Annotated in this window: 12 protein-coding genes and 1 tRNA gene; 8 read left to right on the top strand and 5 right to left on the bottom strand. The window is 68.3% G+C overall.

Features of this window, described 5'->3' with window-relative positions; all coding sequences use genetic code 11:
• Position 1 precedes the first annotated feature (1 nt).
• From OHB12_RS25985 to OHB12_RS25995, 3 genes are all read right to left on the bottom strand, one after another.
• Complete coding sequence (locus tag OHB12_RS25985) at positions 2 to 700, bottom strand: DUF998 domain-containing protein (RefSeq protein WP_327111538.1); 699 nt, start codon at positions 698 to 700, stop codon at positions 2 to 4.
• Positions 701 to 944: 244 nt separating this feature from the next.
• The gene (locus OHB12_RS25990; RefSeq protein ID WP_327111541.1) at positions 945 to 1,361 is read right to left on the bottom strand and encodes a very short patch repair endonuclease; all 417 of its coding nucleotides are present in this window, start codon (positions 1,359 to 1,361) and stop codon (positions 945 to 947) included.
• Positions 1,358 to 2,491 (bottom strand): DNA cytosine methyltransferase, encoded by a 1,134-nt coding sequence (locus OHB12_RS25995; protein WP_327121471.1) that lies wholly within the window; start codon positions 2,489 to 2,491, stop codon positions 1,358 to 1,360. The genes OHB12_RS25990 and OHB12_RS25995 overlap by 4 nt, the downstream gene beginning before the upstream one ends.
• 352 nt (positions 2,492 to 2,843) lie before the next feature.
• Between OHB12_RS25995 and OHB12_RS26000 the strand changes: the two genes are divergently transcribed.
• The 5 genes from OHB12_RS26000 to OHB12_RS26020 all read left to right on the top strand — a co-directional run bounded on the left by OHB12_RS26000 (position 2,844) and on the right by OHB12_RS26020 (position 10,945).
• A complete protein-coding gene (locus OHB12_RS26000; protein WP_327111543.1) occupies positions 2,844 to 4,094 on the top strand; it encodes a KasA/KasB family beta-ketoacyl-ACP synthase in 1,251 nt (416 codons plus the stop codon).
• A gap of 107 nt (positions 4,095 to 4,201) precedes the next feature.
• Positions 4,202 to 6,130, top strand: coding sequence for a long-chain-fatty-acid--AMP ligase FadD32 (gene fadD32, locus OHB12_RS26005; protein ID WP_442799850.1), 1,929 nt, complete (start codon positions 4,202 to 4,204; stop codon positions 6,128 to 6,130).
• Positions 6,131 to 6,476: 346 nt separating this feature from the next.
• Entirely contained in the window at positions 6,477 to 8,282 is a 1,806-nt protein-coding gene (locus tag OHB12_RS26010) for an ABC transporter ATP-binding protein (protein WP_327111545.1), read from the top strand.
• A 2-nt stretch (positions 8,283 to 8,284) separates the two neighbouring features.
• Positions 8,285 to 10,279 (top strand): ABC transporter ATP-binding protein, encoded by a 1,995-nt coding sequence (locus OHB12_RS26015; RefSeq protein ID WP_327111547.1) that lies wholly within the window; start codon positions 8,285 to 8,287, stop codon positions 10,277 to 10,279.
• A 51-nt stretch (positions 10,280 to 10,330) separates the two neighbouring features.
• Positions 10,331 to 10,945, top strand: a complete 615-nt coding sequence (locus OHB12_RS26020; RefSeq protein WP_442799851.1) for a putative glycolipid-binding domain-containing protein — start codon at positions 10,331 to 10,333, stop codon at positions 10,943 to 10,945.
• A 66-nt stretch (positions 10,946 to 11,011) separates the two neighbouring features.
• Here OHB12_RS26020 and OHB12_RS26025 read toward each other — a convergent pair whose 3' ends face one another.
• Positions 11,012 to 12,022 carry a prephenate dehydrogenase gene (locus tag OHB12_RS26025; protein ID WP_327111550.1) on the bottom strand — a complete coding sequence of 337 codons (1,011 nt, stop codon included), beginning with the start codon at positions 12,020 to 12,022 and terminating at the stop codon, positions 11,012 to 11,014.
• Here OHB12_RS26025 and OHB12_RS26030 point away from each other — a divergent pair.
• The 3 genes from OHB12_RS26030 to OHB12_RS26040 all read left to right on the top strand — a co-directional run bounded on the left by OHB12_RS26030 (position 12,021) and on the right by OHB12_RS26040 (position 13,267).
• Complete coding sequence (locus OHB12_RS26030; protein WP_327111552.1) at positions 12,021 to 12,560, top strand: tRNA adenosine deaminase-associated protein; 540 nt, start codon at positions 12,021 to 12,023, stop codon at positions 12,558 to 12,560. The genes OHB12_RS26025 and OHB12_RS26030 overlap by 2 nt on opposite strands.
• Positions 12,561 to 12,603: 43 nt before the next feature.
• Entirely contained in the window at positions 12,604 to 13,038 is a 435-nt protein-coding gene (locus tag OHB12_RS26035) for a nucleoside deaminase (RefSeq protein ID WP_327121477.1), read from the top strand.
• Positions 13,039 to 13,179: 141 nt separating this feature from the next.
• Positions 13,180 to 13,267: transfer RNA gene (locus tag OHB12_RS26040), tRNA-Ser, on the top strand.
• Between the two features lie 166 nt (positions 13,268 to 13,433).
• Here OHB12_RS26040 and OHB12_RS26045 read toward each other — a convergent pair.
• Positions 13,434 to 14,228 carry a TetR/AcrR family transcriptional regulator gene (locus OHB12_RS26045; RefSeq protein ID WP_327111554.1) on the bottom strand — a complete coding sequence of 265 codons (795 nt, stop codon included), beginning with the start codon at positions 14,226 to 14,228 and terminating at the stop codon, positions 13,434 to 13,436.
• Between the last annotated feature and the right edge of the window lie 63 nt (positions 14,229 to 14,291).

The following is a 14,291-nucleotide window of genomic DNA, read 5'->3' on the forward strand; positions in this document are numbered from 1 at the left end:
ATCAGCTCGGGTCGGTCCAGTCCCTCCCTTCCAGGAGCACGGCGGCGGCCAACGTGAGCAGCCACAGCGACATCGCCCCCACCTGGATGCGCTGAGCGATCCCGAGGGCGTAGTTCCCGGTCAGATTGTCCGCGACCAGCATCCACACCGTCGCCGCCGACCCGACCACCAGCACGACCAGACCGAATTCGCGCAGGATCCGCCAGCGGTGGTAGCGGAACGCGGCCAGGCTGAACGCGAAAGCGGCGACCGCGATCGAGGTCACCGCCAGCGTGCTCGACAGCGCGTGCGGCTGATGCAGTTGGGGGAACAGCTCGCTCGGCCCGCCGCACGTGCTGTCGCCGGGAACGCAGTCGTGCAGCGGCAGCAGCACATCGGCGATGGTCGCCGCGCCGAAGCAGAACAGCGCCACCCATCCGGCCGTGGTGAACCCGCGGCGCGGGAACAGCAGCAGTCCCGCGACCGCCGCGGGCATCAGCACCGTTCCCACGATCGTGTCGGCGACAGCGAAGACCTGACGGTACGGTTTGCCTTCCGCGTCGAGCTCGCTGAGAAGGGAGTTGACCGGGTCGACGCTGATCTTCAGCACGAATTCCAGCACCCAGGACGAATAGCAGAGCCCCGCGATCGCGATCGCTGCCGCGATTATCGCCGACGCCAGTCGCACGCGCCGTTCGGCGACTTTCGGGCTACCAGTCACACACCCATTGTCCTGCTTGCCCGCGCGGCCCCGACGGGTCTCCTGATCGACACGTCATTGCCACCCGGCACACAGGGTCTTACCAGGCTCACCGAACACCCTGTAGGGGCAGGTGAAATATCGAGGAGGTCCTCATGCTCAGCTTCGCGACAGCCACCGCCGGAATCGCGGTGATGGCGGTGATGGCGGTGTCCGGTTATCTGGCTGCCCACGCGCCGCGCTCACTCGTTCGGGTCCGGCACCGCTAGCACGGCGGCCGCAACGCCGCCTGGACGCGGTCGGCAGCCGCGACGGCATCCTCGTGCTCCCATACCCGGACCACACGCCAGCCCGCCGCGATCAGCGCCGTGTCGGTGGCGCGATCCCTGGCCACATTGCCCGCTAGTTTGGTGGCCCACCACTCGGCATTGTTCTTCGGATCGGTCGCGTGCTGCGGGCAGCGGTGCCAGAAACAGCCGTCCACGTAGACCGCGACCCGTCGTCGTGGAAAGACCAGGTCGGCGCGTCGGCGCTGCCCGCGGATCGGCGCCCGATCGACGAAATAGCGCATCCCCCGCCGGTGCAGCTCGCGACGCAGCGCGAGTTCCGGATCGGTCCCGGTGCGCCGCTGGCGTGCCATCCGCGCACTGGTGGCCGCGTCCGTGCGTGGTCGGTCGCTCATGCCGCCCAGCCGCCCATCCGGTCGAGGTGACTTTCCACGTCGGCGAGGAAACCAGGCGGAAAACGCAGGCTGCCCATGCCGGTTCGGCGCAGGAATCCGGCCGTCGCGCGGGCGGAGAGCAACCGCGCGTCGGTGAGGAAGTGGGTCAGGTCTTCGTACGGCTCATGCACCGGCCAGGTGGACACCGGCACCCGGTGCGCGACACCGCCGCGCCCCCACGCGGCGACCGGCCACGGCGTGCCGGTCGGCAGCGGCTGATCGCCTGAAATCGGGCCCAGAGGCGTGGCCAGCCGCGATCCCACCCAGGCCGCCATCCGTACACTCACCGCATTACCGACCAGCTTCCAGCGATGGCCGTTGCGGATGCCGGGAACCTCGGTCGCTGCCGCGGTCCAGCCCGCGTCGAAGCCCTGGAGGCGTTCGGCGTCGGCGATGCCCGGCGTGACGATCTCGCCGGAGGGCAGTCGCACCGCGGGCGGGCTGGCGATGCCGAGCGCCGAGCCGCCCTTCAGCGTTGGCACCGCGTTCACCGCCCAGCCGAGCCCGCGGACCCCCTCGGTCCAGTAGAAGCCGCACGGATCGCGCTCGGGGTCGCCCACCGTTCGGAGACCGGCGTCCTCGCCGAACAGCACCGGACGCGGGTCCTCGGTGCGGGAGGCCAGCATCAGCACCCGCTGACGGCGCTGCGGCAGGCCGAACGCGCGCGCGTCCACCACCCGGTAGGCCCAGGTGTAGCCGAGCTCCTCCAGCGCGCCGGTGATATGCCGCATCGCCGCACCGCGGCCGAGTTGCAGCATGAATGGGACGTTTTCGATCAGCAGCCAGCGTGGCCCGCGTTTGCGGCGTACCAGCCGGAACACTTCGTCGACCAGACCGGACCGGGTGCCGGTGATGCCCGCGGTACGCCCGGCCTGGGATAGGTCCTGGCACGGAAACCCCGCCGCGACCAGTTCGGTCCCCGACGGGATCGCGCGCAGCCGGGTGATGTCGGAATGCAATGGCACGTCCGGGAAGTGGGCCGCGAGCACGCCCTGGGCGCCGGGCTCGATTTCGCACAGCAACTCGGTCTGCCAGCCGTGCCTGCCGAGGCCGAGCTCGAGTCCACCGATACCGGCGAACAGCCCGACCATCCGCGCGCCCGTCAACAGTCTTCCCTTCCTCACGTCCACGACGAGACGCCGCCGAACGCGCGACCCGTACCCGGGAGCAGGGTACTCGAGTTGCCGGAGGCGATCGGCGAACCAGGCGACCGACAACCCGGCACCTGGTACCGTCCGCGTGTCACGCACTGCGATCGGCGTGTTCTTCTCAATAATGCACAGGGCCGATCACATGCGCGGCCCCGATGAATGGCGGGCAGGCCGACCCGCCTGCGCTTCGGTGCCGTCCGCGCGGGTTGTCCCACGACCCTGGTGGCGCGCGATCGCGAATTGCCATTGCTCGACAAAGTTTCCAGAGCGACGCTAGGGAAAGTGAGCGAGAATGCGGATTTCTTCCACCAGAAATGGGAACTTTCCTACGGTCGTGGTCACCGGACTCGCGGCGACCACGTCCATCGCGGGCGATGCGGACTCCACCTGGAAGGGCCTGCTCGACGGCGAGAGCGGCATCGACGTCCTGGACGACGACTTCATCGACCAGTTCGAGCTGCCGGTCCGGATCGGCGGTCATCTGAAGGTCAAGCCCTCGGCCCGCCTCTCCACCAGCGAGGCGCGCCGGCTTGCGTATGTCGAGCAGATGGCCACAGTGCTCGGTCGCGACGTCTGGCGCAACGCGGGCAGCCCTGAGGTGGACAAGGACCGCCTCGGGGTGTCCATCGGCACCGGACTCGGCGGCGCCGAGGGGATCATCGACGCGCGCGACAAGCTGAGCAACGGTGGCTACCGCAAGGTTTCGCCACTCACCGTCCAGGCCGTCATGCCCAACGGCGCCGCCGCGTGCGTCGCGCTGGAACTCGGCGCGCGGGCCGGTGCGGCGACGCCGGTCTCGGCCTGCTCATCGGGGTCGGAGGCGATCGCCAACGCGTGGAAGATGATCGTCATGGGTGACGCCGACATGGTGGTCACCGGCGGAGTCGAGGGCTCGATCCAGGCGCTCGCGATCGCGGCGTTCACCATGATGCGCGCCATGAGCACCCGCAACGACGCGCCGAAGTGCGCCTCCCGTCCGTTCGACACCGATCGTGACGGGTTCGTGTTCGGCGAGGCAGGCGCGATGATGGTGGTCGAGACCGAGGAACACGCCAAGGCGCGCGGCGCGACCATCCACGCGCGGCTGCTCGGAGCCGGCATCACCTCGGACGGCTTCCACCTGGTCGCACCCGACCCCGATGGCACCGGCGCGGCGCGCGCGATGACGCGGGCGCTGCAGACCGCAGGGCTGGTCAAGAGCGATATCTCGCACATCAACGCGCACGCGACGGCCACTCCGATCGGCGACACCGCCGAGGCGCGCGCGATCGCGGAGGCGGTCGGCAACCACGCGTCGGTCTACGCGCCCAAGTCGGCCCTCGGCCACTCGATCGGTGCCGTCGGCGCCCTAGAATCGGTGATCACCGTGCTCAGTGTGCGCGACGGCATCGTGCCGCCCACGCTGAACCTGGACAACCAGGATCCGGACATCGATCTGGATATCGTGCGTGGCCGATCCCGGACCGGGCGTATCGACTACGCCGTGAAGAACTCCTTCGGCTTCGGCGGGCACAACGTCGCACTCGCGTTCGGCCGCTATTGAGCGTCGGGAGGTCGCGCACCTGCTAGCCTTCCCGACGCTTCGCTATCGACCTGTGTTCGGTGTCATTGCACGGCCTGAGTGCCGGTGCGCTGGAAAAGGATGAGGCGATGATCGACGAAACCTTCGACGACTATCTGGACGATCAGGGCAATATCGAGATCCGCGGTGACAGGACCCTGATCGACTTCGTCGACAAGCACACGGCGGAGAACGGCGACGACCTCGCCTACCGCTTCATCGACTACTCCCGCGAACGCGACGGTGAGTACTACGAACTCACCTGGCGGCAGTTCGGTGTGCGGTTGCGAGCGGTGGCGGCCCGGCTGCAGCAGGTCACGCGGCCGGGCGACCGGGTGGCGATCCTGGCTCCGCAGGGGCTCGACTACGTCGTCTCGATATTCGCCGCGGTGTACGCAGGCAATATCGCGGTGCCGCTGTTCGATCCGGAGGAGCAGGGCCACACCGATCGGTTGCACGCGGTGCTCGGCGACTGCAGGCCTGCGGCGATTCTGACGGTGGGGTCCGCGGCGGGCGGGGTACGGAACCTCTTCCGGAATCTGCCTGCACCGCAGCGGCCGCGCATCATCGCGGTGGAAGCGGTCCCGGACAGTGTCGGCGCGCTCTGGGTGCTACCCGACATCAACATCGACAGTGTCGCCTACCTGCAGTACACCTCGGGCTCCACTCGGACACCCGCTGGGGTGGAGATCACCCACCGTGCGGTCGGCACGAACCTGCTGCAGATGATCGACGCCATCGGCGTCACCGAGCATTCGCGCGGTGTCACCTGGCTGCCGCTGTTCCACGACATGGGTCTGCTGTCTGTGATCCTGCCGACCATCGGCGGCGGATTCATCACGATCATGTCGCCGAGCGCGTTCGTGCGCCGGCCGTACCGCTGGATCAAGGAGTTGGCCGCGGCCTCCGACGGCGCGGGAACCTTTGCCGCCGCACCGAATTTCGCGTTCGAGCACGCCGCGGCGCGGGGCAAGCCGAAGCCGGACGAGGAGTTGGATCTGTCGAACGTGATCGGGTTGATCAACGGCAGCGAGCCGGTCTCGGTGTCATCGATGAAGAAGTTCAACGAGGCGTTCGCGCCGTACGGGTTGCCCGAGACGGCGATCAAGCCCTGCTACGGCATGGCGGAGGCGACGCTGTTCGTGTCGGCGACCAAGGCCGAGGACAAGGCGAAGGTCGTGTACGTGGATCGCTCCGCGTTGAACGCCGGGCGCATGGTCGAGACCTCGCAGGACGCGGACAATGCGATCGCCCAAGTGTCATGCGGCTACGTCGCGCTGACCCAGTGGGCGGTGATCGTCGACCCGGAGCAAGGCACCGAGCGGCGCGACGGCGAGGTCGGCGAGATCTGGCTGCACGGCGATAACATGGGCATCGGGTACTGGGGCCGCCCTGAGGAGAGCCAGGCCACTTTCCGCGCCCAGCTGGCCGCGCGGCTGGCAGCGGGCAGCCATGCCGAAGGCACCGAGCCGGACGCCAACTGGATGCGCACCGGCGATTACGGCGCGTACCTGGACGGCGAGCTGTACATCACCGGCCGGGTCAAGGACCTGGTGATCGTGGACGGACGCAATCACTACCCACAGGACCTGGAGTTCTCCGCCCAGGAATCGAGCACGGCGCTACGTCCTGGCTTCGTCGCGGCGTTCTCGGTGCCCGCCAACGAGCTGCCCGTGCTGGTTTCCGATCAAGACAGTCACGTCGGCTTGACGTTCGACGCCGACGATACCTCCGAGCAGCTGGTGATCGTCGCGGAGCGCAACATCGGCGCGGGGAAGCTGGAACCCCGGCCGGTCGCCGACACCGTGCGTGCCGCCATTTCCCAGCGTCACGGCGTCACGGTGCGCGACGTGCTACTCGTGCCCGCCGGCTCGATCCCACGCACCTCCAGCGGCAAGATCGCCCGCCGCGCCTGTCGTGCGGCGTACCTGGAGGGCACGCTGCGCGGCGGCCACCAGCAGCAGGCGTTCCCGGACGCGCAGGCGGAGTGGGACTCGGGGAGCGTGATCGTCGGCTAGCCGCCGAAATTCGGTGGTGCACTCGAATTCACGGACGTCGGCGCCTGCGATGTGGGCGCCGACGTCGTCACAGGTGCCCGTGCCGCGGAAGCGCTCCCCCGCGGCACGAGCGCCGAGTCCATGCCCTTGACCTCGAGGTTGCTCGAGGTTGTTCGCTGAGGGCATGAACGCCGTTCCCGCTTGCGGGCCGACCGTTGTGTCCAGCGTGGACGCGGTATCGGGCCAGCCGGAAAATCGGTTGGCCGATCCGGGGCCCGGTGCGACCCTGGAATGTCGGACCTCGATGCGAACATCATCGAGAGTTCCGTCTTCCGACACCGCAATCCACGGAACTCGAGGGGGAGCTTTGTCAGTCGCACTGGACATTTCGGCCGAACCGGAGGCCGACAGACCGGCGCGGCCCGCCGCCGCGCCGCGCCGCCTGCATTCACTGCGCCGTTTCTGGCCGTATCTGCGTCCGCACCGCGCCGCGCTGCTCGCCGCCTGCGGCCTCGCGATCCTCGCCACCTTCACGGCCATCGTGATTCCGCTGATGATCGCCAGAATCATCGACGGGCCGATCGCCGAGCGGGATTTCCCGAAAGCCCTCGGGCCGGTGGCTGTCGTGCTGGTACTCGGCCTGCTGGAGGCGCTCGGCGTGTGGGGGCGTCGCTGGCTGGTCTCCAAACCGGCCACCCAGTTCGAGATCGCCATGCGCGCCGAGATCTTTCGCAAATTGCAGTCGCTGGCGATCGGTAGGCACGATGCATGGGAGTCTGGTCAGCTGCTCTCGCGCGCGGTGGACGACCTGGCGACCATGCGGCGGTTCGTCGCGTTCGCCGGGCCGTTCCTGCTGATGCACACCGTGATCATCCCGGTCGGCCTGCTCGTGCTGTTCGCGCTGAACTTGCAGATCGGCCTGATGTTCGCGACCGTGTCGATTCCGTTGGTGTACATCTGCATTCGGTTCGAACGGCAGTACTCGGTGGCCTCACGGCGTTCGCAGGACCAGTCCGGCGACTTGGCCACCACGGCTGAGGAATCGGCACAGGGGGTGCGCGTGCTCAAGGCGTTCGGCCGCGGCGTGTTCTTCGGCGGCCGGTTCACCGCCCAGTCGCGCGAGCTGCAGCGGACGGAGCTGCTGAAGGTGCGGCTGGACGCGACCCTGTGGTCGGCCATGGTGGGCCTGTCGCAGCTGGCCATCGCGTTCGCGCTCGGCTACGGCGGCTACGCGGTGGTGCACGGCGCGATGACGCTCGGCACCCTGGTTGCGGGCATTACGTTGGCTACCTTCCTGCAGTGGCCGATCATCTGGACCGGCTTCCTGCTCGCCGAGCTGAACGACGCGCGCACCGCGGCGGACCGGTACTGGGAGATCATCGACACCCCGATCGACATCACCGATCCGGCCGATCCGGTGGACCTGCCGGATCGGCTCGTCGGCGAGTTGCGCTTGGAAGGTGTGCATTTCACCTTTCCTGATGCCGAAACCGGAGTACTGCAGGATGTTTCGCTGACAGTACGGCCCGGTGAAACGGTGGCCCTGGTCGGTGCGACCGGCAGTGGAAAGACGGCGCTGCTCAATCTGATTCCGCGCCTGTACGACGTGACGGGTGGCGCCATCACCGTCGACGGCATCGATATCGCCGGCATGCTGCTGGCAGATCTGCGCTCGCTGGTATCGGTCGCGTTCGAGGACCCGGTGCTGTTTTCGGCGAGCGTGCGGGAAAACGTCGCGCTCGGCGTCCCGGACGCCACCGACGCCGATGTGCGTCGCGCGCTCGACGTCGCCCAGGCCACCGGGTTCGTCGACGACCTGCCCTGGGGTCTGGACACCAGGATCGGCGAACAGGGCCTGAGTCTGTCCGGCGGCCAGCGTCAGCGGCTCGCGCTGGCCCGCGCGGTGCTCGGCGGCGCGGGGAAGCGCAGCCGGATCATGGTGCTCGACGACCCGCTGTCCGCGCTCGACGTGGAGACCGAGGAGCGGGTGCAGGAGCGGCTGCGCACAGTGCTTGCCGACGCGACGACGCTGCTCGTCGCACACCGTCCGTCCACAGCGGCACTGGCCGATCGGGTCGCGGTGCTGGCCGACGGCCGGATCGTCGCCGAGGGCACACACGACCACCTGCTGCGGGTCAGCGGCAGATACCGAGAACTGATGGGAGGTGAGTAGCAGTGACTACGGACACGATCGTGTCGAAAGACGTGGCGACACAGGATGCCCAGGTTGCCCGGGACGAAGTGGCCGACTGGCGCGGCATCGCGAGCGAGGACAAGGAGGTCACCGAGACAGGAAATCTGGCGCTGGCCGACCGGTCCCGGCTGCTGCTGCTCGACCTGGTCCGGCCCTACCGCAAGCTGACGGCGTTCGCGCTGGTGCTCATCGTGGTCGACAACGTGGCGACGGTGTCGGCGCCGCTGTTCGTCGCACACGGGCTGGACACCGGCATCGCGCGGGGTGCGGAAGGCAACTGGCACCCGCTCACCTTGACCGTGGCCGGTTACCTCGGCTCGGTGCTGCTCGGCGTGCTCACCACGTTCTTCTTCCTGCGGGTGTCCGGCAGGCTCAGCCAGAGCGTGCTGTTCGACCTGCGAGTGCGCTCGTTCACGCACATACAGCGGCTCAGCGTCGCATTCCATGAGAAGTACACCTCCGGCAAGGTGGTCGCCCGGCTCACCGGAGACATCGAGACGCTGCAGGAGCTGCTGGAGGGCGCGCTCAACCAGGCGCTGAGCGCGATCCTCTCGGTGCTGACCATCGCGGCGCTGCTGATCTATCTGGATAAGACTCTCGCGGTGATCGTGCTGGCCGGTTTCGTGCCTTTGGTGCTGGTCACCCGCTGGGCGCAGCGCAGGCAACGCGCGGGCTACCGCCGCACGCGCGGCGCGATCGCCAAGGTGGTCGTGCAGTTCGTCGAGTCGATGGGCGGCATGCGCGCGGTGCAGACGTTCCGGCGCGAGCAGCGCAACGAGGCGGTGCTCGCCGTCGAGGACGGCGAATACCGCCGGGCGACCACCGCGGCCATGCGCGGCATGGGCGACTACGCGGGCCTCACCAGGCTGCTCGGCAACCTGACGACGGTGATCGTCATCCTGGTCGGCGCGTGGCGGGTGATCGAGGGCGACCTAGCGGTCGGGGTGCTCGCGGCCTACCTGCTCTACCTCAACGAGTTCTACGGTCCGCTGGACGAACTCGCGCAGGTGTTCAACTCGTACCAGTCCGCAGCGGCGGCGCTGGAGAAGATCTCGGGTGTGCTCGAGGAGGAGCCGTCGGTCCCGGAGCCGGCGCAGCCGGCAGCTCTGGGCAAGGCGTCGGGCGCGATCCGGATGGACAAGGTGTGGTTCGGCTACGGAGCCACGTCCGCCGAGCTGCCCGACGGTCCCGGCGGGGAGGTCACGCGGCTCCCCGCGAACAGCGCGGCCGTGGTCGCCGAGGTGGCGGGCTCGGGCGAATCCGAGGGCGAGCGGGACAGCCGCAGGAAGCGACCGGTGCTGCCGGAGTTCACCTTGGACATACCGGCCGGACAGGTGGTCGCGCTGGTCGGAGCGACCGGGGCGGGCAAGTCGACACTGGCCAAGCTGCTGACGCGGTTCTACGACCCGTCCGGTGGCTCGGTCACCCTGGACGGCGTCGACCTGCGTGACCTCTCGGACGCCGACCTGCGTCGCAACGTCGTGATGGTCACTCAGGAGTCCTACCTGTTCTCCGGGTCGGTCGCCGACAACATCCGGTTCGGTAGGCCGGACGCCACCGACGCGGAGGTGTTCGCCGCGGCACGCGCGGTCGGTCTGTACGACTTCGTGCGGTCTCTGTCCGAGGGCTTCGCCACCGACGTGCGCAAGCGTGGTGGCAGGCTCTCGGCGGGTCAGCGGCAGCTGGTCGCGTTCGCCAGGGTGTTCCTGGCCGATCCCGCCGTGATCGTGCTCGACGAGGCCACCTCGAGCCTGGACATCCCGAGCGAGCGGCTCGTGCAGCATGCGCTGGAGACCGTGCTGCGCGGGCGCACCGCGGTGATCATCGCGCACCGGTTGTCCACGGTGGCGATCGCGGACCGGGTGCTCGTGCTCGAGTCCGGACGGATCGTCGAGGACGGTGCACCGGACGAGCTGATCGTAGGGACCGGCAGATTCGCCGGTCTGCACGCGGCGTGGCGCGAGTCGTTGGTGTGATGAGCGTTGGTGTTGTGCGGGTTACGGCAAGGTGTCGCTTACGGTAGATACGTGACAACCCCAGCCTCCGACCCCGAGATTCCCGCCGAGAGCCCGCGGGCATCCCGGTGGCCGGCGATTCTCACCTGGCGCGCGCCTGACGCGTCGCGGATGGAGTCGGTCCGGGTGACGGTCAATGGCAACCGCATCCGTGCCGCCGGGCGCATGATCGGCGGCGCGGGCGCGGACCATCCCGCGTTCAGCGCCTCCTATGACCTGGTCACCGACGAGAACGGCAGGACGAAGCGGCTCTCGCTGCGCACCACGACCGCCGCTGGCGAGCGGCAAGCCTCGATCGCCAGGGACGAGGAGAACTATTGGCTCGTCGACTCGGGCGGCAACCACGTCCGCTCCACCTTCGCGGGCGCGCTCGACGTGGACGTGGTGCTCAGCCCGTTCTTCAACACTTTGCCGATCCGTCGCTACGACCTGCAGCACGCCGTGGAGGCCGTCCAGGTCCCGGTGGTCTACGTCCGCCTGCCCGACCTGCTCGTGCAGGAGGCCACGTTGATCTACAGCAGCGCGGCCGAGGGCATCAGCGTGCTGTCCCCGGTCTCCAGCGCGACCGTCACCGTCGACGCCGACGGCTTTCTCCTGGACTACCCGGGCCTGGCCGAGCGGATCTGATCTTCGGTTCTCGTCGACCGGCGCCCGCCGTAGGTCGAGGCTGGTACCGCAGCAGAAAGAGTGTGTTCAGTCCAGCCGGGTGATGACTCCGCCACGCTGTCCGGCCGCGCGCAGGTCTTCCAGCCAATGGTGATCCCCGGGGCGGACATCGGTGATTTCCCACCGTCGCGCCGATTCGTAGCGTTGCCTGGCGTCGTGTCCGGCTTCGACCAGATCGACGAGGGAATTCTCCGCACGCAGGCTGTCGCGTGCAGCGCCGAGGACAGTGAGGGTTTCTTCCAGCACGTCCAGCAGCGCGTCGGAATTCGGTTCGCAGATCGCGCGGACCATGTCCGGCGCGGTGCTTGCGACGCGGGTGCCATCGCGGAATGATCCGGCGGCGAGCCCCAGAGCGAGATCGCCGCCCGAGGCACCGGACAGCGCCAGCGCCTCGGCGAGCACATGCGGCAGGTGCGAGATGCGGGCGACGGCGCGGTCGTGTTCCTCGGCCACCACCGGGACGACGACCGAGCCGCAGTCCAGCGCGAGCCGCGCCACCCGGGTCCACGGGTCGGCACGGGTTCCTACGTCCACCCCGACCGCCCACACGGCGTCGCGGAACAGGTCGGGATCGGTAGCGGCCCACCCGGATTCGGCGGTGCCCGTCATCGGATGGCCGCCGACGTATCGGGCCCCGAGCCCATGTTTGTGCACGGCGGCGGCGACTGGCGTCTTCACACTCACCACGTCGGTCAGCGCGCACTGCGGCGCGAAGGTCGCGACCGAGGAAAGTATGTGGTCCACCGCGGGCATCGGCACCGCGACGACGATCAGCGCATCGGCGTCCGCGGCGCGTTGTAGTGCGGCGGGCAAGTCCTCCGTGACGGCGAAACCGTCGGCTCGCGCTGCCCGCGCCCCCGCGGCTGATCGGTTGTATCCCCAGCCGTCATAACCCGCGCCGACGGCCGCGCGCAGCAGCGAACCACCGATCAAACCCGTCCCGAGGACGCACACGGGTGCTTTCTTCGCGGAAGTCACCGGAACAGATTGGCATACGACTTCAACATTTCCGCTCGAGCCGACTACCGTTGCGGCCATGGCAGCACAGCGCTCGGGCACGAACAGGGCGGCGTCGGACGATGACGACGACGTGGAAGGGTTCGCAGTGGCGGTTGTCCGCGAAGACGGCAAGTGGCGATGCAGTCCGCTGACCCGGGCTGCGCTCACCGATTTGTCCGCGGCGGAAACCGAGCTGAAGGCTTTGCGCAGCTCCGGAGCGGTGTTCGGACTACTCGACGTCGATGACGAGTTCTTCATCGTGCTCCGGCCCGCGCCGAGCGGAACACGGATGCTGGTGTCGGACGCGACGGCCGCGATCGATTACGACATCGCCGCGGATGTCCTCGATGCCTTGAATGTGGAAATTCCCGACATCGACCCGGACGAGATCGACGACATCGAACCGTGGGAGGAGGGCGACCTCGGTGTGCTCGCCGATCTCGGCCTGCCCGAACCGGTGCTGAGCGTCATCCTCGCCGAGACCGACCTCTATCCGGACGAGCAGCTCGGCATGATCGCCCAGCGGCTCGGCTTCGCCGACGAACTCTCCGCGGTCCTGGACAAGCTGCCCCACTGACGTGGGAGTTTCGCCGGACACCCCGGTCCCCTCGGACGCCGAGATGGTGCGTGCCGCCATCGATGCGGCGGCTGCCGCCGGGGATCGTGACGTACCGGTGGGCGCGGTCGTATTCGATTCGGCAGGAAGGGAACTCGCGCGCGCGGCGAATGCCCGCGAAGCACTCGGTGACCCGACCGCGCACGCGGAGATCCTCGCGCTGCGCCGGGCCGCCGAAGTTCTCGGCGACGGCTGGCGGCTGGCGGGGACGACCCTCGCGGTGACACTGGAGCCGTGCACCATGTGCGCGGGCGCGCTGGTGCTCGCCAGGGTCGGCCGCTTGGTCTTCGGCGCGTGGGAGCCGAAAACCGGCGCCGTCGGCTCCCTCTGGGACGTGGTTCGGGACCGTCGGCTGAACCACCGGCCAGAGGTGCGCGGGGGAGTGCTCGAAGCGGAGTGCGCCGCGCTGCTCGACGAATTCTTCCGCACCCAGCGCTGAGCTCCAGGGTGTCCAGACCTATGCCGCACCGAGCCTCGGTGAGATCGCTCCGCCACCGGCCGTCAGAACGGGACACCGAACGGTCAGCCCAGCTCTCGAGCCGATTTAACGATCCGGCAACGGTCCGGTATGGTTGTCGGCGGTGGCGTGTCCGAGCGGCCTAAGGAGCACGCCTCGAAAGCGTGTGAGGGGTAACCCCCCTCCGAGGGTTCAAATCCCTCCGCCACCGCATACGCCCTTCACCTGTTCGCGCAGGTGAGGGGCTATTTCTCCTCTGGTAGTAGGGATTTGGTCTTGGCCGTGTCGGCCGGTCGACACGTGACACGACCGAACAACAACGCCTCCCTGAATCCGTGAGTGAAACGGTCCAGGTAGACCGGATTCGGCCGTCGTGGTCAGGATGGGTGCTGCGCGCAGGAGGGTTGTGCCCCGTCCGGGACCGGCACGGCCTGTCTGCTCTGGGCCGGAAGGCTGGCGGCGATGCCGTTGAGCACGTGGTCGAGCCCGTACCGGAAGCGCGCCTCCGGGGGTAGATGCGGGATCCGTGCCTGCCTGATCGAACGATTGAACATCGGGTACTGTCCGCAGGCGACGATCCGTGCGACATACGGTCCGACGTAACCACTCATCCACTGGGCCATGTCCATGCCTGTGCGGCGGGCTTCTTCCAGCCATCCGATCTCCCGGTGGACGGCGCTGTGGGCGTAATCGCTGACCATCCCGACCAGGCTGGCGATTTCGTCGATGTCCAGCCCGAAGCCGTCGAGTGCGGACATTGCGAATTCCTGCACGCGCAAGGAGTTCGGCCCCAGGGTGGGGCGCCGATTGGCGAGGGTGATCTGCCAGGGGTGACGCAACCCAACCGCGCGGGTTTCCTCAGCGACGAGCGACAGGTCGCTGCGCCAGTCTCCGCTCGGCCGTGCGGGGAGGTCGATCTCGCCTAGGGCGGCGTCGATCATCAGGTCGACCAAGTCGTCGCGGCTGGTTACATATCGGTACAGCGACATGGCGCCGGTGCCGAGTTCTACAGCGATCCGCCGCATCGTCGCGGCATCCAAACCCTCCACGTCGGCGACCTTGACGGCAGCCTCGATGATCTTGGCCCGACTGTAGCCCGGCCGACGCCCCGGACCGGACCGCTCCAACTCCTCCGGGCGCATCCAGATTGTCGTGTTCTCGTGACTGGACATGCACTTCCCCTTTCTTGCGTACAGGGTACTTGAATTACCGAAGCCAATTAGAGTACGCTGTAC

The sequence above is a fragment of the Nocardia sp. NBC_01730 genome, assembly GCF_035920445.1.
Lineage (GTDB): Bacteria > Actinomycetota > Actinomycetes > Mycobacteriales > Mycobacteriaceae > Nocardia.

Coding starts and splice junctions, on each gene's coding strand:
- OHB12_RS26025 (WP_327111550.1), bottom strand. CDS start 12,022: ATGGCCGCAACGGTAGTCGGCTCGAGCGGAAATGTTGAAGTCGTATGC.
- OHB12_RS26030 (WP_327111552.1), top strand. CDS start 12,021: ATGGCAGCACAGCGCTCGGGCACGAACAGGGCGGCGTCGGACGATGAC.
- OHB12_RS26035 (WP_327121477.1), top strand. CDS start 12,604: ATGGTGCGTGCCGCCATCGATGCGGCGGCTGCCGCCGGGGATCGTGAC.
- OHB12_RS25995 (WP_327121471.1), bottom strand. CDS start 2,491: ATGGTCGGGCTGTTCGCCGGTATCGGTGGACTCGAGCTCGGCCTCGGC.
- OHB12_RS26000 (WP_327111543.1), top strand. CDS start 2,844: ATGCGGATTTCTTCCACCAGAAATGGGAACTTTCCTACGGTCGTGGTC.
- OHB12_RS26045 (WP_327111554.1), bottom strand. CDS start 14,228: ATGTCCAGTCACGAGAACACGACAATCTGGATGCGCCCGGAGGAGTTG.
- fadD32 (WP_442799850.1), top strand. CDS start 4,202: ATGATCGACGAAACCTTCGACGACTATCTGGACGATCAGGGCAATATC.
- OHB12_RS25990 (WP_327111541.1), bottom strand. CDS start 1,361: ATGAGCGACCGACCACGCACGGACGCGGCCACCAGTGCGCGGATGGCA.